Origin of the sequence: Citrobacter sp. Ce129 (genome assembly GCF_030334545.1) — a bacterium.
GTDB lineage: Bacteria > Pseudomonadota > Gammaproteobacteria > Enterobacterales > Enterobacteriaceae > Citrobacter > Citrobacter europaeus.
The window spans coordinates 415,591-435,184 of the sequence record NZ_JAOWDS010000057.1; the positions used below are offsets into that span (position 1 = coordinate 415,591).

Genomic DNA, 19,594 nt, shown 5'->3' on the forward strand with positions numbered 1-19,594 from the left:
TGATAAAAAATTATGCTTCAGCCTTAAATCATAAGACTGAAGCATGTGTACATTAATGCGCGTCGATAAACACAATCTTCAGCACAAACAGCAGCGCGACAACAATGACGCACGGGCTGAGATCGCGGAAACGTCCGGTACCGATTTTCATCACACAGTAGGAAATAAAGCCCAGCGCGATACCTTCGGTAATCGAGAAGCTAAACGGCATCATCACGGCGGTAATAAACGCCGGAACCGCTTCTGTCAGGTCATCCCACTTCACGCGCGACAGGCTTGATGTCATCAGCACACCAACATAAATCAGCGCACCTGCGGCAGCATAGCCCGGCACCATTCCCGCCAGCGGCGACAGGAAGATAACCAGCAGGAACAGCAAGCCAACAACTACCGCTGTCAGGCCAGTACGTCCACCGACAGAAACCCCGGAAGAAGACTCAATATACGCGGTAACGGAAGACGTCCCGATAAACGCGCCGGTAACAGACGACACGCTATCCACATACAACGCCTGCTTCATGCGCGGGAACTTGCCCTTCGCATCCGCCAGACCAGCTTTATCCGTGACGCCAATCAACGTACCGGAGGAGTCGAACAGGTTGACCAGCATGAACGAGAAAATTACACCCGCCAGGCCAATGTTAAACGAACCAGCCAGATCAACATGTCCGATAACAGACATTACGCTCGGCGGCGCTGAGACGATTCCGTTGTAATGAACATCGCCCAGCATCCAGCCCAGCAGCGTGGTCACAATGATGGAGATCAGCACCGCCGCATGAATATTACGTGACGCCAGAATCGCGATGATAAAGAAGCCCAGAATGCCGAGCAGTACGCTGTGGGAGGTCAGGTTGCCGATGGACACCAGGGTGTCTTTGTTCGCCACGATAACGCCGGCGTTTTTCAGCCCCATCATGCCGATGAACAGACCAATACCGCTGGTGATCCCCACGCGCAGGCTAACCGGGATATTGGCTATCATCCAGTAACGTACGCGGAAAATGGTCAGCAGCAGCAGACCTACCGCACCCCAGAAGATAGCCCCCATACCGATCTGCCATGACAGGCCCATGGCGCCAACGACCACGAAAGCAAAGAATGCGTTCAGGCCCATAGCTGGCGCAAGTGCGACCGGCAGGTTGGCAAATAGCCCCATCAGGATGCTACCAAATGCAGCAATAAGGCAGGTGGTAACAAAGACGGCGCTGGTATCCATGCCAGCCACGCCAAGAATTTGCGGGTTAACAAAAACGATATAAACCATCGTCAGGAAGGTGGTTAAACCGGCGATCACTTCGGTCCGTGCCGTCGTGCCATGTTCGCGCAGTTTGAACACGCGTTCCAGCATCCCCTGGCCAGAAGCCTGGGTTGTGTGTTGTTGACTCATTATCAATTTCCGAACAAGGAGGGAAAATTCGTCGCTATCCTATACCAAAATGCGACAATAGGGTTGGGTTATGAGCAACTTTTTTCATTGATTTTGCTTATACGGCAACGATTGCGTTGCCTAATAATGCATTACGAAAACGTTAAACTTGTTAAAACGGAAATGACATGTCCCAGATAGAAGCCGTATTTTTTGACTGTGACGGTACCCTTGTCGACAGTGAAGTGATTTGTTCTCGCGCGTATGTCAGCATGTTCCAGGCGTTCGGCATTACGCTCGATCTTGAAGAAACGTTCAAACGCTTCAAAGGGGTAAAGCTGTACGAGATCATCGACATTATCAACGAAGAGCACGGTGTCGAACTGGCAAAAGCCGATTTAGAACCGGTCTACCGCGCTGAGGTCGCACGTCTGTTCGATACGGAACTGGAGGTGATCGCTGGCGCTAATGCGCTGCTGGACAGTATGACGGTGCCCATGTGCGTTGTGTCCAACGGTCCGGTCAGCAAAATGCAGCATTCGCTGGGTAAACTGGGCATGTTGCACCATTTCCCTGATTTACTGTTCAGCGGATACGATATTCAGCGCTGGAAGCCCGATCCGGCCCTGATGTTCCATGCGGCGAAAGCGATGGACGTTAACGTTGAGAACTGCATTCTGGTCGATGATTCCAGTGCAGGCGCGCAGGCGGGGATTGCTGCGGGAATGGAAGTGTTCTATTTCTGCGCCGATCCGCACAACAAACCGATCGATCATCCAAAAGTCACGACGTTTACCGATCTGGCACAGTTGCCGGAATTGTGGAAAGCGCGGGGTTGGGATATTACCCGGTAATTTTTTGTAGGCCCGGTAAGCTTGCGCCACCGGGCAATTGCCAGATGGCGCTAACGCTTATCCGGCCTACTTTCTGCGTTTTTATCACTCTTTAGGATCTTTGCCCGCCAGCAGCTTATCCAGCTCATCGCCGCCCACATGACGGAAGTCCTGTCCCTTCACGAAGTAGAAGATGTATTCGCAGATATTCTGGCAGCGGTCACCGATACGCTCGATGGAACGGGCGCAGAACAGCGCGGTCAGCACGCTTGGAATGGTACGTGGATCTTCCATCATGTAGGTCATCAGCTGACGCACGATGCCTTCATATTCCTGGTCGACTTTCTTATCTTCGCGATAAATACGTACCGCTTCGTCGAGATCCATACGCGCAAACGCATCCAGCACGTCATGCAGCATTTGTACGGTGTGGCGGCCCAGTGACTCCAGGCTTACCAGCAGCGGTTGATGCTGTTGCGAGAATTTCTCCAGCGCGGTGCGGCAGATTTTGTCCGCCACGTCGCCAATACGTTCCAGCTCGGCGATGGTTTTGATAATCGCCATCACCAGACGCAGATCGCTAGCGGTCGGCTGACGCTTGGCGATGATACGTACGCAGGCTTCGTCGATCGCCACTTCCATCATGTTGACGTTCTTATCGCCTTCAATGACGCGCTTCGCCAGCTCACTGTCCTGGTTATGCATGGCGGTAATCGCATCAGAAAGCTGCTGCTCGACCATGCCGCCCATGGTCATCACCTGGGTACGGATGCTTTCCAGCTCTGCATTGAACTGGCCGGAAATATGTTTGTTAAGGTTTAAATTGTCCATCATTTCTCCAGATGCCCGGGCATATCAACCGTAGCGGCCAGTAATGTAATCTTCAGTTTGTTTCTTCGCGGGCTTGGTGAACAGATCGTCCGTGTTACTGAACTCAATCAACTCGCCCAGGTACATAAACGCCGTGTGATCGGAACAACGCGCAGCCTGCTGCATGTTGTGGGTTACGATAACGACGGTGTAATCTTGTTTCAGCTCAGTGATCAGCTCTTCAATGCGCCCGGTAGAAATAGGGTCGAGCGCTGAACACGGCTCATCAAGCAGAAGCACTTCCGGACGAATGGCGATACCGCGCGCAATACACAGACGCTGCTGCTGACCACCGGAGAGAGAGTACCCGCTCTGGTGTAATTTATCTTTGGTTTCGTTCCACAGTGCGGCCTTGGTCAACGCCCACTGCACACGTTCGTCCATATCGGCACGCGAGAGTTTCTCAAACAGACGCACCCCAAAAGCGATGTTATCGTAGATGGACATCGGGAACGGCGTCGGCTTCTGGAATACCATGCCCACTTTGGCACGCAGCAGAGCGATATCCTGAGTGTTAGTGAGAATATTGTCGCCATCCAGCAGGATTTCGCCTTCCGCACGCTGTTCCGGGTACAGTTCAAACATTTTGTTGAATGTACGCAGCAGCGTCGATTTACCACAGCCTGACGGCCCGATAAACGCCGTTACCTGGTTTTTAGCAATATCCAGGTTGATGTTCTTCAGGGCATGGAATTTGCCATAGTAGAAGTTCAAATCACGAACCTGAATCTTACCCGGGGCAGTATCAACCATACTCATTTCAATCTCTTCCTCATCCGGCGCCGCATCAGCCACGCCGTAAAAATTAACCGTGTTTCTTCTTCGCGAAAATGACGCGCGCCAGAATGTTCAGCAGCAGTACGCACAGGGTAATAATCAGCACCCCGGCCCAGGCCAGTTGCTGCCACTCAGCAAACGGGCTCATCGCAAACTTAAAGATAGTGACCGGCAGGTTGGCGATAGGCTGCATCATGTCGGTGCTCCAGAACTGGTTGGAGAGCGACGTAAACAGCAGCGGAGCCGTTTCACCTGCGATACGTGCAATAGCCAGCAGAACCCCTGTAATAATGCCCGAGACAGACGCCTTCAGGGTGATCGCAGAAATCATCTTCCACTTCGGCGTACCCAGTGCATAGGCAGCTTCACGCAGGCTATCCGGCACCAGCTTGAGCATGTTCTCCGTGGTACGAATAACAATGGGCACCTGCAGCAGCGCCAGCGCGATAACGCCCGCCCAGCCGGAGAAGTGCTCCATTTTTGCCACCACGATGGTGTAAACAAACAGGCCAACTACGATTGATGGCGCAGACAACAGGATGTCGTTGATAAAGCGGATGACCTCAGCCAGCCAGGACTTACGTCCATACTCTGCCAGGTAGATGCCCGCCATAATACCAAGCGGTGTACCAAACACGGTCGCCCACAGAATTAACAGCCCGCTACCGGCCAGGGCGTTCGCCAGACCACCGCCCGCCGTATTCGGCGGAGGCGTCATTTCGGTGAACAACGCCAGCGACATACCGTCAATACCGCGGGTGATCGTGGACATCAGGATCCAGATAAGCCAGAACAGACCGAACGCCATGGTCGCCATAGAGAGCGTCAGCGCGATGCGGTTCTTCAGGCGACGACGCGCCTGCATTTTACGGCGGGATTCCGCTAGTGCAGCGGTGTTTTGCATTTCAAGCGTAGCCATTAGCGTGCCCCCTCGTTCTTCGCAAGGCGCATGATCATGAACTTAGACGCCGCCAGTACGATGAAGGTGATCACAAACAGAATCAGACCCAGTTCCATCAACGCGGCAACGTGCAGCCCTGATTCCGCTTCGGCAAATTCATTCGCCAGCGCAGAGGTAATACTGTTGCCAGGCATGTACAGCGAGGCACTGTCGAGCTGGTAGGTGTTACCGATGATAAAGGTCACCGCCATGGTTTCACCCAGCGCGCGACCCAGACCAAGCATCACACCGCCAATCACACCGTTTTTGGTGAACGGCAGGACGATGCGCCAGATAACTTCCCAGGTAGTACAACCGATGCCGTAGGCTGACTCTTTCATCAGGACCGGCGTTTGTTCGAACACATCGCGCATAACCGCCGCAATGTACGGGATGATCATGATAGCGAGGATCACGCCAGCAGCCAGAATACCGATACCAAACGCCGGACCAGCAAACAGCGCGCCAACAAACGGAATGTTGGAAAGGATGTTCCCGACCGGTTCCTGGAAATAAGTCGCAAACAGCGGAGCAAAAATAAACAGGCCCCACATGCCGTACACGATACTTGGAATTGCCGCCAGCAGTTCAATAGCGATACCCAGCGGGCGACGCAGCCAGCCAGGTGCAAGTTCAGTCAGGAATAAAGCAATGCCGAAACTCACCGGAACGGCAATCAGCAGCGCGATAAGCGAGGTGACCAGCGTACCGTAAATCGGTACTAATGCACCGTAGATGTCGTTTGGCGCATCCCATTCTTTAGTCCACAGAAAGGAGAAGCCAAATTTCTGAATGCTTGGCCAGGAGGAGATAACCAGAGAGACAATAATGCCACCCAACATCAATAGCACAATCAGCGCAGCCAGTTTTACCAGCGCGCTGAATATCATGTCACCCTTTTTACCCGGTGGGTTAAAAGCAGGCTTGGTTGCAGCCATAAATCACTCTTTAAGTTTGGGCCAGGAAGCACGCATTTTATCGTGCTTCCCGGCTAACGTAATGCCATACCCTAAATAATTCGAGTTGCAGCAAGGCGGCAAGCTTGTGGATCCCCAGGAGCATAGATTCACTATGTGACTGGAGTGAACAAGCACAGCCAACACAGCTGCGGCTCGAAGTATGACGGGTATTTAGTACAGCGCTTTACCGCTGCTGTCTTTCACGTTGGTCTTCCATGCAGCACGAATCTGCTCAACCACGCTGTCCGGCAGGCTGGCGTAATCCAGGTCATTAGCCTGTTTGCCGCCATTTTTGTACGCCCAGTCGAAGAACTTCAGCACTTCAGCGCCCTGCTCAGGTTTCTTCTGCTCTTTATGCACCAGGATGAAGGTGGTGGAAGTGATAGGCCACGCATCGTCACCTTTCTGGTTAGTCAGATCCTGAGCGAAGGTTTTGCTCCAGTCAGCGCCTTTTGCGGCATTAGCGAAGCTCTCTTCGGTCGGGCTTACCGGTTTACCATCAGCAGAGACCAGCTTGGTGTACGCCAGGTTGTTCTGCTTAGCGTAAGCGTACTCAACGTAGCCAATAGAGCCCGGCAGACGCTGGACGAACGCGGCGATACCGTCGTTACCTTTACCGCCCAGACCGGTCGGCCAGTTAACGGTAGAGCCGGAACCAATTTTAGATTTCCACTCTTCGTTCACTTTTGCCAGATAGCTGGTGAAGACAAAGGACGTACCGGAACCGTCAGCACGACGCACAACGGCGATATTCTGCGAAGGCAGCTTCAGACCCGGGTTCAGTTTGGTGATGGCTTCATCATCCCACTTCTTAATTTTACCGAGGTAGATGTCGCCGAGCGTTTTACCGTCCAGCACCAGCTCGCCGGATTTCAGGCCAGGGATGTTGACTGCCAGTACCACACCACCGATAACGGTCGGGAACTGGAACAGGCCTTCTTGATTGAGTTTTTCGTCAGACAGCGGCGCATCTGAAGCACCGAAATCAACGGTATTCGCAGTGATTTGTTTTACACCACCGGAGGAGCCGATACCCTGGTAGTTTACTTTGCTACCGGTCTCTTTCTGATAGGTATCTGCCCATTTGGCATACACTGGCGCAGGGAAGGTTGCACCTGCACCTGTCAGGCTCGCTGCTGCAAACGCAGAGAACGCGCTCATGGATAAGGTCGCGGCGACAACAGTTGCGACAGTGGTACGCATAACTTTCATAATGTCTCCTGCACGGTTTTCGTAAATCGTTGTTTGAGTTGCTACTGTGAGCAAAATAGGACAAACAGGTGACAGTTAAATGTACGAAATATGACAGTTTTATGACAACGAAAAATACGTGAGTTTTTTCAGATAAAAATACATTTAAAACAAAACGTTAGCCATTATCATGACAATAACATTTCGCTAAAATTTTCTTTTTATGACACTGCAAACAGTAGCTGAAGATGACGGTTTGTCACATAAAACAGGCGGGATAATTGATTAAAAACAGAACAAACGAAAAAATAATGCCCCGCTTGTAGCAGGGCATTTTCAGTTCAGTTAAGTACGGATTACTCTACGGTAACCGACTTCGCCAGGTTACGCGGCTGGTCCACGTCGGTGCCTTTAATCAGCGCCACATGATACGCCAGCAGCTGCAGCGGAACGGTGTAGAAGATTGGTGCAATTACCTCTTCCACATGCGGCATCTCGATGATGTGCATGTTTTCACTGCTGGTAAAACCAGCATCCTGGTCAGCAAAGACATACAGCTGGCCGCCACGGGCGCGAACTTCTTCAATGTTGGATTTCAGTTTTTCCAGCAGTTCGTTGTTCGGTGCCACGACGATAACCGGCATATCAGCGTCAATCAGCGCCAGTGGACCGTGCTTCAGTTCACCTGCGGCATACGCTTCAGCGTGAATATAAGAAATCTCTTTCAGCTTCAGCGCGCCTTCCAGCGCAATTGGGTACTGATCGCCACGACCAAGGAACAGCGCATGGTGTTTGTCAGAGAAACCTTCAGCCAGAGCGGCAATGCGTTTGTCCTGAGACAGCATCTGCTCAATACGACTCGGCAGCGCCTGCAGTCCGTGAACGATTTCCTGCTCAATAGACGCATCCAGGCCTTTCAGACGAGACAGTTTCGCCACCAGCATCAGCAGAACGGTCAGTTGCGTGGTAAAGGCTTTCGTGGAGGCCACACCGATTTCGGTACCGGCATTGGTCATCATCGCCAGATCGGATTCACGCACCAGAGAAGATCCCGGGACGTTACAGATAGCCAGCGAGCCCAGATAGCCCAGCTCTTTAGATAAGCGCAGACCCGCCAGGGTATCCGCCGTTTCACCTGACTGGGAAAGGGTGATCATCAGGCTGTTACGACGCACGGCAGATTTGCGATAGCGGAACTCAGAAGCGATTTCGACATCACAAGGAATACCCGCCAGCGATTCAAACCAGTAGCGCGATACCATACCTGAGTTGTACGACGTACCGCAGGCGATAATCTGGATATGCTCAACCTGAGACAGCAGCTCGTTGGCATGCGAACCCAGCTCGCTTAAATCCACCTCACCGTGGCTAATGCGCCCGGTCAGCGTGTTTTTAATTGCGTTCGGCTGTTCGTAGATCTCTTTCTGCATGTAGTGGCGATAAATACCTTTTTCGCCCGCATCGTATTGCAGATTAGATTCGATATCCTGACGTTTCACTTCCGCGCCAGACTTGTCGAAAATGGTAACCGAACGACGGGTCACTTCCGCAATGTCACCCTCTTCCAGGAAGATAAAGCGACGGGTTACCGGCAGCAGCGCCAGCTGATCGGAAGCGATAAAGTTCTCACCCATACCCAGCCCAATCACCAGCGGGCTACCAGAACGAGCGGCCAGCAGGGTTTCCGGGTTACGGGTATCCATGATCACCGTGCCGTAGGCACCGCGCAGCTGCGGAATAGTACGCAGCACGGCTTCACGCAGCGTACCACCCTGTTCCAGTTCCCAGTGCACCAGGTGAGCAATCACTTCGGTGTCTGTTTCAGAAACAAAGGTGTAACCACGGGTTTTCAGCAGTTCACGCAGCGGTTCATGGTTTTCAATGATGCCGTTATGCACCACGACAATGTGTTCAGAAACATGAGGATGCGCGTTCGCTTCTGAAGGTTCGCCGTGTGTCGCCCAACGGGTATGAGCGATACCTGTACCACCATGCAGCGGATGTTCTTCCGCAGCAGCAGTCAGCATCTGCACTTTACCCAGACGACGCAGACGGGTCATGTTGCCTTCAGCATCGACAACGGCCAGACCAGCAGAGTCATAACCACGATATTCCAGACGACGTAAACCTTCGAGAAGGATTTCAGCTACATCACGCTGCGCGATAGCGCCAACAATTCCACACATATTTTTTGATTCCGAATTTAGGCATTGTGCCTGTCGTTGTCGCTGACCTGTATTTGCCCTTTCCGGGCGCCCCGAGCCTTGTAGAGAGTGGGGTTATTTTTTTAGGTACTGCTTGTTGAGCGGAGGATTATATTATCCCCTCATCTCTTGTCTGCCTGATGGCGCTCACGCTTATAAGGCCTACAGAACGTCACCGCACGTAGGCCGCCATCCGGCAAAATAAATTACTTCTTCTTCACCGGACGCTGCCAGCCCTGTTTATGGACCTGAGGTACACGGCTTAATACCAGTTCGTTATCGGCAACATTACGCGTTACGGTAGTTCCTGCGGCAATCGTCGCACCTTTACCCACGGTGACAGGCGCCACCAGCTGAGTATCAGAACCCACAAACACATCATCACCAATAATGGTTTTAAACTTATTGGCACCATCGTAGTTGCAGGTGATCGTACCCGCGCCGATGTTCACGTTATCGCCAATTTCCGCATCGCCCAGATAGGTCAGGTGACCGGCTTTGGAGCCTTTACCCAGACGCGCTTTTTTCATTTCGACAAAGTTACCCACGTGCGCGCCTTCCTGCAGCTCAGCGCCCGGACGCAGACGCGCGAATGGGCCGATGGTGCAAGCGGCTTCCAGATGGGCATCTTCAACCACACTGTATGGGCTAAGCTCACAACCGTCACCAATAACGCTGTTTTTGATGATGCAGCCGGCGCCAATCTTGACGCGATCCCCAACGGTTACGTTACCTTCAATGATAACGTTAGTATCAATTTCAACATCGCGCCCGTGAATAAGCGTACCGCGAAGATCAAAACGTGCAGGATCGCGCAGCATCACGCCCGCTAACAGCAGTTTTTCTGCCTGCTCGGACTGATACACGCGCTCCAGACGAGAGAGCTGAAGACGGTTATTCACCCCTTCCGTTTCGCTAATACGTGCCGGATGTACCGCAGCAATTTCGCGCCCTTCCTGGTATGCCATCGCAATGATATCGGTGATGTAGTATTCACCCTGCACATTGTTATTAGTCAGTTTGGACAGCCAGCGTTTCATGTCTGCGCCATTGGCAATCAGAATACCGGTGTTGATTTCCTGGATTTGCCGCTGCTCGTCGGTTGCATCTTTATGCTCAACGATACCGGTGACGTTACCGTTTTCACGCGTAATACGCCCATAACCGGACGGGTCGTCCAGTTTTACCGTTAACAAGCCAATGCCACCCTGCGGTTTGGCTTCACGCAGGCGACGCAAGGTATCGGTAGAGATCAGCGGCACATCGCCATAGAGCATTAAAATGTCTTCGTCATCACCAAAGAATGGCGCTGCCTGCTGCATTGCATGGCCGGTGCCCAACTGCTCTGCCTGCAAAACCCAGTTTAGATTGCCATCTTTCAGCGTCTGCTTGAGCAAATCACCACCGTGCCCGTAGACCAGATGTACGTGAGTCGCACCTAATTCATTAGCAGCATCAATGACATGCTGAACCATCGGTTTTCCTGCGAGGGTATGCAGCACTTTAGGAAGATCGGAATACATACGCGTGCCTTTGCCTGCGGCAAGGATCACGACGCTCATAGCATTATTCAACATACACGTCCTGACTGTAATTTGAGAACGAATTTATACCGTTTCACATTGAAAATACTACATTTTTTTCAGCGTGAAATGGACCGAAGATAAAACGTTCAATCGGGGAAATTTCCCCTCTGATAACTGTCTATTTTCATCTATTTCGGCGTCTTTTGTCTCCCAAAAACCAGGAGTCTGCTCTTATTAAAGCCTTAGGTTAATGTTTTTGCTATTTTTTTACTGCATGAATAAAGAGCTACAAAAGAAAAATACAATTTTATTAAAGTGATTCAGTGAAAAGCAGAAAAAACAGACAGGAGAAATACAGTTTTAAAAGGAAAGAGTACAAATGATAATACGGGGGAGGGGAATTTATTAACAGATGGCGCGAGCAGGTAACCGTATGAAGCATCGCGCCACAGAGCAGTTCAGGGAAGACTAAACTTCCATGCTGCTGAAAAGCGCGATGATTTTGTTAATCAGTTTCATGTTGATATCCTGTTTTTATCTGAATTAATTATGTGACATACATCACAAAAAGAAGTCTACGCCTCATTTTTTAACCGATCAACATTTTTGTGATGTAAATCACAAAATAATAAAACAGCTTTTTAGTTTCACTCTTACTGAAACAAAACCCAAAAAAAAAGCCAGCCTGGAAACCAGACTGGCTTTTGTGCTTTTCAAGCCGGTGTTACATCGCTTTTTTGGTCAACTCGATAACGCGCAGTTTCGCGATCGCTTTGGCCAGTTCCGCAGATGCCTGAGCGTAATCCACGTCACCATGAGAGCTCTTGATGTGCTCTTCAGCCTTACGCTTCGCTTCCAGGGCTCTCGCTTCATCGAGATCCTGTCCGCGAATCGCGGTATCAGCCAGGACGGTCACGCTGCCAGGCTGCACTTCGAGAATGCCGCCGGACAGATAGATAAACTCTTCATGACCGAACTGTTTAACGATGCGGATCATACCAGGCTTAATGGCGGTGAGCAGCGGTGCGTGACCCGGGAAAATACCCAGTTCACCTTCACTACCCGTTACCTGGATTTTCTCGACCAGACCAGAGAACATTTGTTGCTCTGCGCTGACGACGTCCAGGTGGTAAGTCATTGCCATATCACCCTCCGATTAAGGCGTTAAAGTTTTTTGGCTTTTTCCACGGCTTCGTCGATAGAACCAACCATGTAGAACGCCTGCTCTGGCAGGTGGTCGTATTCGCCTTCCATGATGCCTTTAAAGCCACGGATGGTGTCTTTCAGGGATACGTATTTACCCGGAGAACCGGTGAATACTTCCGCAACGAAGAACGGCTGGGACAGGAAGCGCTGGATCTTACGCGCACGTGCTACCACCAGTTTATCTTCTTCAGACAGTTCATCCATACCCAGGATGGCGATGATGTCTTTCAGTTCCTGATAACGCTGCAGCAGGGACTGTACGCCACGCGCAGTGTCGTAGTGTTCCTGACCAACAACCAGCGGATCCAACTGACGGCTGGTGGAATCCAGCGGGTCAACTGCCGGGTAAATACCCAGAGATGCGATCTGACGGCTCAGTACCACGGTTGCATCTAAGTGAGCAAAGGTGGTTGCTGGGGATGGGTCAGTTAAGTCATCCGCAGGTACGTATACCGCCTGAACGGAGGTGATAGAACCGGTTTTGGTAGAGGTGATACGTTCCTGCAGAACGCCCATCTCTTCCGCCAGAGTCGGCTGGTAACCTACCGCTGAAGGCATACGACCCAGCAGTGCAGATACTTCAGTACCGGCCAGGGTGTAACGATAGATGTTATCGACGAACAGCAGTACGTCACGACCTTCGTCACGGAACTTCTCTGCCATGGTCAGACCGGTCAGAGCAACGCGCAGACGGTTTCCCGGCGGCTCGTTCATCTGGCCATATACCAGGGATACTTTGTCCAGAACGTTGGAGTCGGTCATTTCGTGGTAGAAATCGTTACCCTCACGAGTACGTTCACCTACGCCCGCAAACACGGAGTAACCGGAGTGCTCGATCGCGATGTTACGGATCAGCTCCATCATGTTTACGGTTTTACCTACACCCGCACCACCGAACAGACCAACTTTACCGCCCTTAGCGAACGGACACATCAGGTCGATAACTTTGATGCCGGTTTCCAGCAGTTCCTGAGAGCTGGACAGCTCTTCATAGGAAGGAGCCGCGCGGTGGATAGCCCAACGCTCTTCTTCACCGATATCGCCTTTCATGTCGATCGGATGACCCAGGACGTTCATGATACGACCCAGAGTTGCTTTACCTACCGGGACTTCGATCGGGTGCTCGAGGTCTTTAACTTCCAGACCACGACGCAGACCGTCGGAAGAACCCATGGCGATGGTACGTACGATACCGCCGCCGAGCTGCTGCTGAACTTCCAGCACCAGGCTCTCTTTACCATTCATAACCTCAAGAGCATCGTACACGCGCGGTACGGCATCCTGAGGGAATTCGACGTCAACCACGGCGCCGATTACCTGGACAATTTTTCCAGTAGCCATCTTGAATCCTCTACGAATTAACCTGGTTATACCGCGGATGCACCACCGACGATTTCGGTGAGTTCCTGAGTAATGCTGGCCTGACGAGCTTTGTTGTATACCAACTGCAGCTCTTTAATCAGGCTGCCGCCATTGTCGGTCGCGGCTTTCATCGCCACCATACGTGCGGCCTGCTCGCTGGCCAGGTTTTCTACCACGCCCTGATAAACCTGAGACTCGACATAACGACGCAGCAGGGTATCCAGCAGCGCTTTCGGGTCTGGTTCATACAGGTAATCCCAGGATTTACGCTTCAATTCATCATCATCTGATGCCGGCAGAGGCAGCAGTTGGGTGATGGTTGGCGTCTGAGACATGGTGTTAATAAATTTGTTGCTGACAACGTACAGTCTGTCCAGACGACCTTCATCGTAGGCTTGCAGCATCACTTTAACCGGACCGATCAGTTCGGATAGGGAAGGGTTATCCCCCATACCGGTTACCTGAGCAATCACATTACCGCCAACGGAGTTAAAGAAAGACACGCCCTTAGAGCCGATCATTGCGATATCGCACTGAACGCCTTTATCGGACCATGTTTTCATATCCGCCAGCAGCTTTTTGAACAGGTTAATGTTCAAGCCACCGCACAGACCACGGTCGGTCGACACCACCAGGTAGCCCACGCGTTTAACGTCGCGTTCTTCCAGGTAAGGGTGCTTATATTCCAGATTACCATTCGCAAGGTGACCAATCACTTTGCGCATGGTCTCTGCATAAGGACGGCTGGCCGCCATGCGATCCTGCGATTTACGCATTTTGGAAGCGGCGACCATCTCCATCGCTTTAGTGATCTTCTGCGTGTTCTGGACGCTTGCGATCTTACTACGTATCTCTTTTGCGCCGGCCATGAGCTTCTCCTCAATGCCTTGCGGTCCGCCCTAAAGCAGACCGCCAGACGTTACCAGGACTGGGTTGCCTTGAAGGAATCGAGGATAGCTTTCAGCTTGCCTTCGATTTCATCGTTATAGCCACCGGACTGGTTGATCTCTTGCATCAGCGGAGCGTGGTCACGGTCAACGTAAGCCAGCAGAGCGGCTTCGAAGCTACCGATTTTCGCCAGTTCCACATCTTCGAGGTAACCGCGTTCAGCCGCAAACAGCACCACGCCCTGCTGTGCTACAGACATTGGGGCATACTGTTTCTGCTTCAGCAGTTCAGTTACTTTCTGACCGTGGCTCAGCTGCTTACGCGTAGCTTCATCCAGGTCGGAAGCGAACTGAGAAAACGCTGCCAGTTCACGATACTGCGCCAGTGCGGTACGAATACCACCGGACAGTTTCTTGATGATCTTGGTCTGCGCTGCGCCACCTACACGAGATACGGAGATACCCGGGTTAACAGCCGGACGAATACCGGAGTTGAACAGGTTGGTTTCCAGGAAGATCTGACCATCGGTAATGGAAATTACGTTGGTCGGAACGAACGCAGAAACGTCACCCGCCTGGGTTTCGATAATCGGCAGAGCGGTCAGGGAGCCGGTTTTACCTTTCACTTCACCATTGGTGAACTTCTCAACGTATTCCGCGTTTACGCGGGATGCGCGTTCCAGCAGACGGGAGTGGAGGTAAAATACGTCGCCTGGGAATGCTTCACGTCCTGGCGGACGACGGAGCAGCAGGGAAACCTGACGGTAAGCAACAGCCTGTTTAGACAGGTCATCGTAAACGATCAGTGCATCTTCGCCGCGGTCACGGAAGTATTCGCCCATTGCGCAACCGGCATATGGCGCCAGGTATTGCAGTGCAGCAGATTCAGACGCAGTCGCCACCACAACGATGGTGTTGGACAGTGCGCCGTGTTCTTCCAGTTTACGAACCACGTTGGAAATGGTGGACGCTTTCTGGCCGATAGCCACGTACACACATTTGATGCCGGAATCACGCTGGTTGATGATGGCGTCGATTGCCATCGCAGTTTTACCTGTCTGACGGTCACCGATGATCAGCTCACGCTGGCCACGACCGATTGGGATCATGGCATCAACAGATTTATAACCGGTCTGTACTGGCTGGTCGACGGACTGACGTTCGATTACGCCTGGTGCGATAACTTCGATTGGCGAGAAGCCATCGTTATCAACCGGACCTTTACCGTCAATCGGGGAACCCAGAGTGTTCACCACACGACCCAGCAGGCCACGGCCAACCGGAACTTCCAGAATACGACCCGTACACTTAACCTTCATGCCTTCGGCAAGGTCAGCGTATGGACCCATCACAACTGCACCTACGGAGTCGCGCTCCAGGTTCAGTGCGATAGCGTAACGGTTACCCGGCAGGGAAATCATCTCACCCTGCATACAATCGGCCAGGCCGTGAATGCGGATAACACCGTCACTTACAGAAACAATAGTACCTTCGTTATGAGCTTCGCTCACAACATTGAACTGAGCAATGCGCTGCTTGATCAGTTCGCTGATTTCGGTGGAATTCAGTTGCATGCTCCAGTCCCCTTAAGACTGCAAGACGTCTGCAAGGCGCTCAAGACGGCCGCGTACGCTGCCATCAATGACCATATCACCCGCTCGGATGATTACGCCTGCCATTACAGACTTATCGATTTTGCAATTCAGCTTAACTTTGCGTGACAGACGTTTTTCCATCGCTGCACTAATCTTCGTAAGCTGTTCATCACTCAGTGCATTGGCAGAAGTGACTTCTACCTCAGAGATAGCCTCACTGGCTGCACGCAGGTGAATAAACTGCTCAAGAACATCCGGGAGCGCATTCAGACGGTTATTTTCAGCCATTACCCTAATCAGGTTCTGGCCGCTTTCGTCCAACTGCTCACCGCACACGGCGATAAACGACTCAGCGAGCGTTTCCGGCGCCAGTGCGCCAGAAAGAAGCTCTGCCATTTGTTCGTTTTTAGTCACCTCAGCGGCAAACGTCAGCATATCCTGCCAACGGTCAACGCTTTGGTGCTCAACGGCAAAGTCAAAAGCTGCTTTGGCGTAGGGGCGAGCTACCGTAATAAATTCAGACATCAGCCCCTCCCTCCTTACAGTTCAGCGACAAGTTTGTCCACGATGTCGCTATTAGCAGCTTCATCCACGGAACGTTCGATGATCTTCTCGGCGCCAGCAACAGCCAGGATAGCAACTTGCTTACGCAGCTCTTCGCGAGCACGTTTACGCTCGGCGTCAATTTCCGCCTGCGCCTGTGCCACGATTTTAGTACGTTCCTGCTCTGCTTCAGTTTTAGCTTCGTCCAGGATCTGAGCGCGGCGTTTGTTCGCCTGCTCGATGATTACCTGAGCTTCCGCCTTCGCTTTTTTCAGCTGGTCGGTCGCGCTGGCCTTTGCAAGGTCAAGATCCTTATGTGCTCGTTCTGCAGAAGCAAGGCCGTCAGCAATTTCTTTTTGACGTTTTTCGATGGCAGCCATTAATGGCGGCCATACGTACTTCATGCAGAACAGAACGAACAGGACAAACGCGATGGCCTGGCCGAGGATTGTTGCGTTAAGATTCACAGCACAATGCCTCTATCTAGTTAACGTTCTGATATTGCTCTTAATTCAAGCAACGCTTACTACGCGACAGCAAACATCACGTACAGACCCAGACCTACAGCGATCATTGGGATTGCATCCACCAGACCCATAACGATAAAGAACTGAGTACGCAGCAGAGGAATCAGATCCGGTTGACGCGCTGCGCCTTCCAGGAATTTACCCCCGAGGATGCCGATACCGATCGCAGCACCGATTGCCGCCAGACCCATCATCACAGCGGCAGCAATGTACAGCAGATCCATATTCAGGTTTTCCATGACAGTCTCCAGTTTGTTTCAGTTAAAACGTAGTAGTGTTGGTAAATTAATGCTCTTCAGATGCCATCGACAGATAGACAATCGTCAGAACCATAAATATGAAGGCTTGCAGCGTGATAATCAGTATGTGGAAAATGGCCCATGGCACATTCAGGATCCACTGTGACCACCACGGCAACAGACCAGCAATCAGAATGAAAATCAGCTCACCGGCATACATGTTGCCGAACAGTCGCAGACCAAGAGAAATTGGTTTGGACAGCAGGCTTACCCCTTCAAGGATTAAGTTGACAGGGATGAACGCCCAGTGATTGAACGGCTGCAGCGTCAACTCTTTCGCGAAGCCACCGATGCCTTTCATTTTGATGCTGTAGAACAGAATGAGGATAAATACGCCCAGCGCCATCGACAGGGTGATGTTCACGTCAGCAGACGGAACCACACGCAGAGCCGGCAGGCCAAAGATATGCTCACCGATGTACGGCAGCAGGTCGATAGGCAGCAAATCCATCAAGTTCATCAGGAATACCCAGACGAAAATCGTCAGGGCCAGCGGAGCAATCAGCTTGCTTTTGCCATGGTACATGTCTTTCACGCTACCATGCACAAAGCCGATTACCAGCTCAATCGCGGTCTGAAATTTACCTGGTACGCCGCTGGTCGCCTTTTTGGCTACGCTACGGAACATAAGCAGGAACAACAGACCCAGAACCACCGAGAAGAAAATGGAGTCAATATTGAGCGTCCAGAAGGTGGCTGGGGGGTTGTGCGGATCCACCAGCGAGAATGTACGTAGGTCCAACTGAAGGTTATTCAGATGGTGTCCTATGTAATCCTGCGGCGTCATATTTTCTGAAGCCATGATGCCTTTACCCTTTGTTGTTAATTACAGCCGGCGCCAGTATCTGAACCACCAGCACCAAAACCCACGTAACGATCAGCGGCATGAATACCGCTTTCAAAACAGCCAACGCCACCACCAGCAAAACCAGCATCGCTAACACCTTGAAGGCTTCGCCGAAAGCGAACGTCCAGGCTACTCGACCTTTAGCTGGTGTATGCGCCTGGTGACGCCAGGCAAATATCATAAACAACACGTTAGGCAGTAACACTGCCAATCCACCGCACAACGCGGAGATGCCCCAGAAAGGGTCTTTGAGGCTAAACAGCAATCCACTTGCTATTACCGCCAGAAGCTGTGTGAGCAAAAGCTTACGAGCAACGTTTCGACTCAAGAGCGACATAGACATCACGTTTTTACTCCTGCTCCCTACGAGGTATGCCGCGTGTCGTATAAAACGTTCTTTATGGCTTAGAGTCAAGCATCAAAAAGCGGTCAAATTATACGGTGCGGCTTCGTGATTTCAAACAATAAGTAGCTAAAAAGTGAATAAATGTTTAAATATTTTTCGCTACCCCACATTTATCACTTTTTGGCAAACTGTGAACGATCATGCAAAACTGCAAATGCCGCGTAAACACTGGCGGTAAAGCGTGCACCAGATCACATATTGAACATATTCACCTTCGCATAATTTATTTACGTGGCAAATGATGCCTTTTCATCTTTTTGATATTTAAGCGTAAAAATAGCCACTATTTAAAAAACAACAGCTAACAACAAAAAAACCACGCATTGACATTTATAATAAAAAATTAACATAACGGGTGATTCTTACGTTCTATTTTTAGCAGACTGATATTTTCACAGCTGACTTGTTTCGCTTTTAACAAAAAACGGTACGTTATAGTTATGATGCAAAACCGTAAGGCATTGGTGAAATGTAACGACATTTAACCACACTATTCCCTATGACTTTTAACACCTGAACTGCCGTTTTTTTTCTATTTTTTTTGATAAAAATTAAATTTTGTTTGGCTTAATAACCACCAAATGACGTTCGCCTTCCAACTGCGGAACGCGTAATTTTTCAACCGACTCGACGTTGAATTCTGCTGGCAGCGAGTCAATTTCATCTGCAGGCAACTGCCCTTTTAACGCATAAAAACGTCCATCAGGTCCTGGCAAATGATGGCACCAGCTCACCATATCATTGAGTGATGCAAAAGCACGGCTAATGACCCCATCGAACGGCGGTTCTGAAGGGAATTCTTCAACACGGCTTTGCACAGGCGTGATGTTAGTAAGCGCAAGCTCATGCTGCACCTGACGCAAGAAACGGACGCGTTTTCCCAAGCTATCCAGCAGTGTGAAATGCGCTTCAGGGCGCACGATAGAGAGCGGAATTCCCGGCAGGCCAGGTCCCGTACCCACATCGATAAAACGCTCCCCCTTCAGATACGGCGCGACGACAATGCTGTCCAGAATATGGCGCACCAGCATTTCGTTGGGATCCCGCACCGACGTCAGGTTGTACGCTTTATTCCATTTGTGCAGCATATCGACATACGCAATCAGCTGATTTTTCTGGTGATCGGTAAGAGAAATACCGGCATCAGCCAGCAGACGAGAGAGTTTGTTGAGCACGGTCGTTACCTGTTAATAATCAAATGCCCGATGCGCTTTCGCTTATCGGGCCTACAAATTTGTACGGCGGGCAAGCGA

19 protein-coding genes are annotated in these 19,594 nt (G+C 51.2%); 1 reads left to right on the forward strand and 18 read right to left on the reverse strand.

All coding sequences use genetic code 11. The features are described from left to right. Positions 1–52: 52 nt before the first annotated feature. The gene (gene adeP / locus OGV77_RS08800) at positions 53–1,390 is read right to left on the reverse strand and encodes an adenine permease AdeP (RefSeq protein WP_003023830.1); all 1,338 of its coding nucleotides are present in this window, start codon (positions 1,388–1,390) and stop codon (positions 53–55) included. Between the two features lie 167 nt (positions 1,391–1,557). Here adeP and yieH point away from each other — a divergent pair, with 167 nt between their 5' ends. Next, positions 1,558–2,223, forward strand: a complete 666-nt coding sequence (yieH, locus tag OGV77_RS08805) for a 6-phosphogluconate phosphatase (RefSeq protein ID WP_043018816.1) — start codon at positions 1,558–1,560, stop codon at positions 2,221–2,223. Between the two features lie 84 nt (positions 2,224–2,307). On the opposite strand, the gene phoU is transcribed toward yieH, so the two are convergent. The 17 genes from phoU to rsmG all read right to left on the reverse strand — a co-directional run bounded on the left by phoU (position 2,308) and on the right by rsmG (position 19,516). After that, positions 2,308–3,033: a phosphate signaling complex protein PhoU gene (gene phoU, locus OGV77_RS08810; protein WP_003023824.1), complete on the reverse strand. Its 726-nt coding sequence runs from the start codon at positions 3,031–3,033 to the stop codon at positions 2,308–2,310. A 24-nt stretch (positions 3,034–3,057) separates the two neighbouring features. Then, on the reverse strand, positions 3,058–3,831 hold the full coding sequence (gene pstB / locus OGV77_RS08815) for a phosphate ABC transporter ATP-binding protein PstB (protein ID WP_042998747.1): 774 nt from the start codon (positions 3,829–3,831) through the stop codon (positions 3,058–3,060). A 46-nt stretch (positions 3,832–3,877) separates the two neighbouring features. Further along, positions 3,878–4,768 carry a phosphate ABC transporter permease PstA gene (gene pstA / locus OGV77_RS08820; protein ID WP_016155077.1) on the reverse strand — a complete coding sequence of 297 codons (891 nt, stop codon included), beginning with the start codon at positions 4,766–4,768 and terminating at the stop codon, positions 3,878–3,880. Then, the gene (gene pstC / locus OGV77_RS08825) at positions 4,768–5,727 is read right to left on the reverse strand and encodes a phosphate ABC transporter permease PstC (RefSeq protein WP_038635761.1); all 960 of its coding nucleotides are present in this window, start codon (positions 5,725–5,727) and stop codon (positions 4,768–4,770) included. Before pstC ends, pstA begins: the two co-directional genes overlap by 1 nt. 192 nt (positions 5,728–5,919) lie before the next feature. Beyond that, positions 5,920–6,960, reverse strand: a complete 1,041-nt coding sequence (gene pstS, locus OGV77_RS08830; RefSeq protein WP_043018817.1) for a phosphate ABC transporter substrate-binding protein PstS — start codon at positions 6,958–6,960, stop codon at positions 5,920–5,922. A gap of 335 nt (positions 6,961–7,295) precedes the next feature. Further along, on the reverse strand, positions 7,296–9,125 hold the full coding sequence (gene glmS / locus OGV77_RS08835; protein WP_043018818.1) for a glutamine--fructose-6-phosphate transaminase (isomerizing): 1,830 nt from the start codon (positions 9,123–9,125) through the stop codon (positions 7,296–7,298). A gap of 224 nt (positions 9,126–9,349) precedes the next feature. Next, positions 9,350–10,720 (reverse strand): bifunctional UDP-N-acetylglucosamine diphosphorylase/glucosamine-1-phosphate N-acetyltransferase GlmU, encoded by a 1,371-nt coding sequence (glmU, locus tag OGV77_RS08840; protein ID WP_043018819.1) that lies wholly within the window; start codon positions 10,718–10,720, stop codon positions 9,350–9,352. 673 nt (positions 10,721–11,393) lie between these two features. Beyond that, complete coding sequence (locus tag OGV77_RS08845; protein ID WP_003023809.1) at positions 11,394–11,813, reverse strand: F0F1 ATP synthase subunit epsilon; 420 nt, start codon at positions 11,811–11,813, stop codon at positions 11,394–11,396. Positions 11,814–11,833: 20 nt separating this feature from the next. Continuing rightward, positions 11,834–13,216: a F0F1 ATP synthase subunit beta gene (gene atpD / locus OGV77_RS08850; protein ID WP_003023806.1), complete on the reverse strand. Its 1,383-nt coding sequence runs from the start codon at positions 13,214–13,216 to the stop codon at positions 11,834–11,836. 26 nt (positions 13,217–13,242) lie between these two features. Continuing rightward, entirely contained in the window at positions 13,243–14,106 is an 864-nt protein-coding gene (atpG, locus tag OGV77_RS08855; RefSeq protein ID WP_003023804.1) for a F0F1 ATP synthase subunit gamma, read from the reverse strand. Positions 14,107–14,156: 50 nt separating this feature from the next. Further along, positions 14,157–15,698, reverse strand: a complete 1,542-nt coding sequence (gene atpA / locus OGV77_RS08860) for a F0F1 ATP synthase subunit alpha (protein WP_003023802.1) — start codon at positions 15,696–15,698, stop codon at positions 14,157–14,159. A gap of 12 nt (positions 15,699–15,710) precedes the next feature. Continuing rightward, positions 15,711–16,244 carry a F0F1 ATP synthase subunit delta gene (atpH, locus tag OGV77_RS08865; protein WP_006687767.1) on the reverse strand — a complete coding sequence of 178 codons (534 nt, stop codon included), beginning with the start codon at positions 16,242–16,244 and terminating at the stop codon, positions 15,711–15,713. Between the two features lie 14 nt (positions 16,245–16,258). Further along, positions 16,259–16,729, reverse strand: coding sequence for a F0F1 ATP synthase subunit B (atpF, locus tag OGV77_RS08870; RefSeq protein ID WP_003827022.1), 471 nt, complete (start codon positions 16,727–16,729; stop codon positions 16,259–16,261). Positions 16,730–16,788: 59 nt separating this feature from the next. Beyond that, positions 16,789–17,028, reverse strand: a complete 240-nt coding sequence (gene atpE / locus OGV77_RS08875; RefSeq protein WP_003023794.1) for a F0F1 ATP synthase subunit C — start codon at positions 17,026–17,028, stop codon at positions 16,789–16,791. Between the two features lie 46 nt (positions 17,029–17,074). Next, positions 17,075–17,890, reverse strand: a complete 816-nt coding sequence (gene atpB, locus OGV77_RS08880; protein WP_003023792.1) for a F0F1 ATP synthase subunit A — start codon at positions 17,888–17,890, stop codon at positions 17,075–17,077. Positions 17,891–17,897: 7 nt separating this feature from the next. Then, complete coding sequence (gene atpI / locus OGV77_RS08885; RefSeq protein WP_043018820.1) at positions 17,898–18,278, reverse strand: F0F1 ATP synthase subunit I; 381 nt, start codon at positions 18,276–18,278, stop codon at positions 17,898–17,900. Positions 18,279–18,892: 614 nt separating this feature from the next. Continuing rightward, entirely contained in the window at positions 18,893–19,516 is a 624-nt protein-coding gene (rsmG, locus tag OGV77_RS08890; protein WP_043018821.1) for a 16S rRNA (guanine(527)-N(7))-methyltransferase RsmG, read from the reverse strand. Positions 19,517–19,594: the final 78 nt, after the last annotated feature.

Excerpts from the sequence above, each read along its gene's own strand:
- adeP (WP_003023830.1), bottom strand. The coding sequence starts at position 1,390 with ATGAGTCAACAACACACAACCCAGGCTTCTGGCCAGGGGATGCTGGAA.
- yieH (WP_043018816.1), top strand. The coding sequence starts at position 1,558 with ATGTCCCAGATAGAAGCCGTATTTTTTGACTGTGACGGTACCCTTGTC.
- phoU (WP_003023824.1), bottom strand. The coding sequence starts at position 3,033 with ATGGACAATTTAAACCTTAACAAACATATTTCCGGCCAGTTCAATGCA.
- pstB (WP_042998747.1), bottom strand. The coding sequence starts at position 3,831 with ATGAGTATGGTTGATACTGCCCCGGGTAAGATTCAGGTTCGTGATTTG.
- pstA (WP_016155077.1), bottom strand. The coding sequence starts at position 4,768 with ATGGCTACGCTTGAAATGCAAAACACCGCTGCACTAGCGGAATCCCGC.
- pstC (WP_038635761.1), bottom strand. The coding sequence starts at position 5,727 with ATGGCTGCAACCAAGCCTGCTTTTAACCCACCGGGTAAAAAGGGTGAC.
- pstS (WP_043018817.1), bottom strand. The coding sequence starts at position 6,960 with ATGAAAGTTATGCGTACCACTGTCGCAACTGTTGTCGCCGCGACCTTA.
- glmS (WP_043018818.1), bottom strand. The coding sequence starts at position 9,125 with ATGTGTGGAATTGTTGGCGCTATCGCGCAGCGTGATGTAGCTGAAATC.
- glmU (WP_043018819.1), bottom strand. The coding sequence starts at position 10,720 with ATGTTGAATAATGCTATGAGCGTCGTGATCCTTGCCGCAGGCAAAGGC.
- OGV77_RS08845 (WP_003023809.1), bottom strand. The coding sequence starts at position 11,813 with ATGGCAATGACTTACCACCTGGACGTCGTCAGCGCAGAGCAACAAATG.
- atpD (WP_003023806.1), bottom strand. The coding sequence starts at position 13,216 with ATGGCTACTGGAAAAATTGTCCAGGTAATCGGCGCCGTGGTTGACGTC.
- atpG (WP_003023804.1), bottom strand. The coding sequence starts at position 14,106 with ATGGCCGGCGCAAAAGAGATACGTAGTAAGATCGCAAGCGTCCAGAAC.
- atpA (WP_003023802.1), bottom strand. The coding sequence starts at position 15,698 with ATGCAACTGAATTCCACCGAAATCAGCGAACTGATCAAGCAGCGCATT.
- atpH (WP_006687767.1), bottom strand. The coding sequence starts at position 16,244 with ATGTCTGAATTTATTACGGTAGCTCGCCCCTACGCCAAAGCAGCTTTT.
- atpE (WP_003023794.1), bottom strand. The coding sequence starts at position 17,028 with ATGGAAAACCTGAATATGGATCTGCTGTACATTGCTGCCGCTGTGATG.
- atpB (WP_003023792.1), bottom strand. The coding sequence starts at position 17,890 with ATGGCTTCAGAAAATATGACGCCGCAGGATTACATAGGACACCATCTG.
- atpI (WP_043018820.1), bottom strand. The coding sequence starts at position 18,278 with ATGTCTATGTCGCTCTTGAGTCGAAACGTTGCTCGTAAGCTTTTGCTC.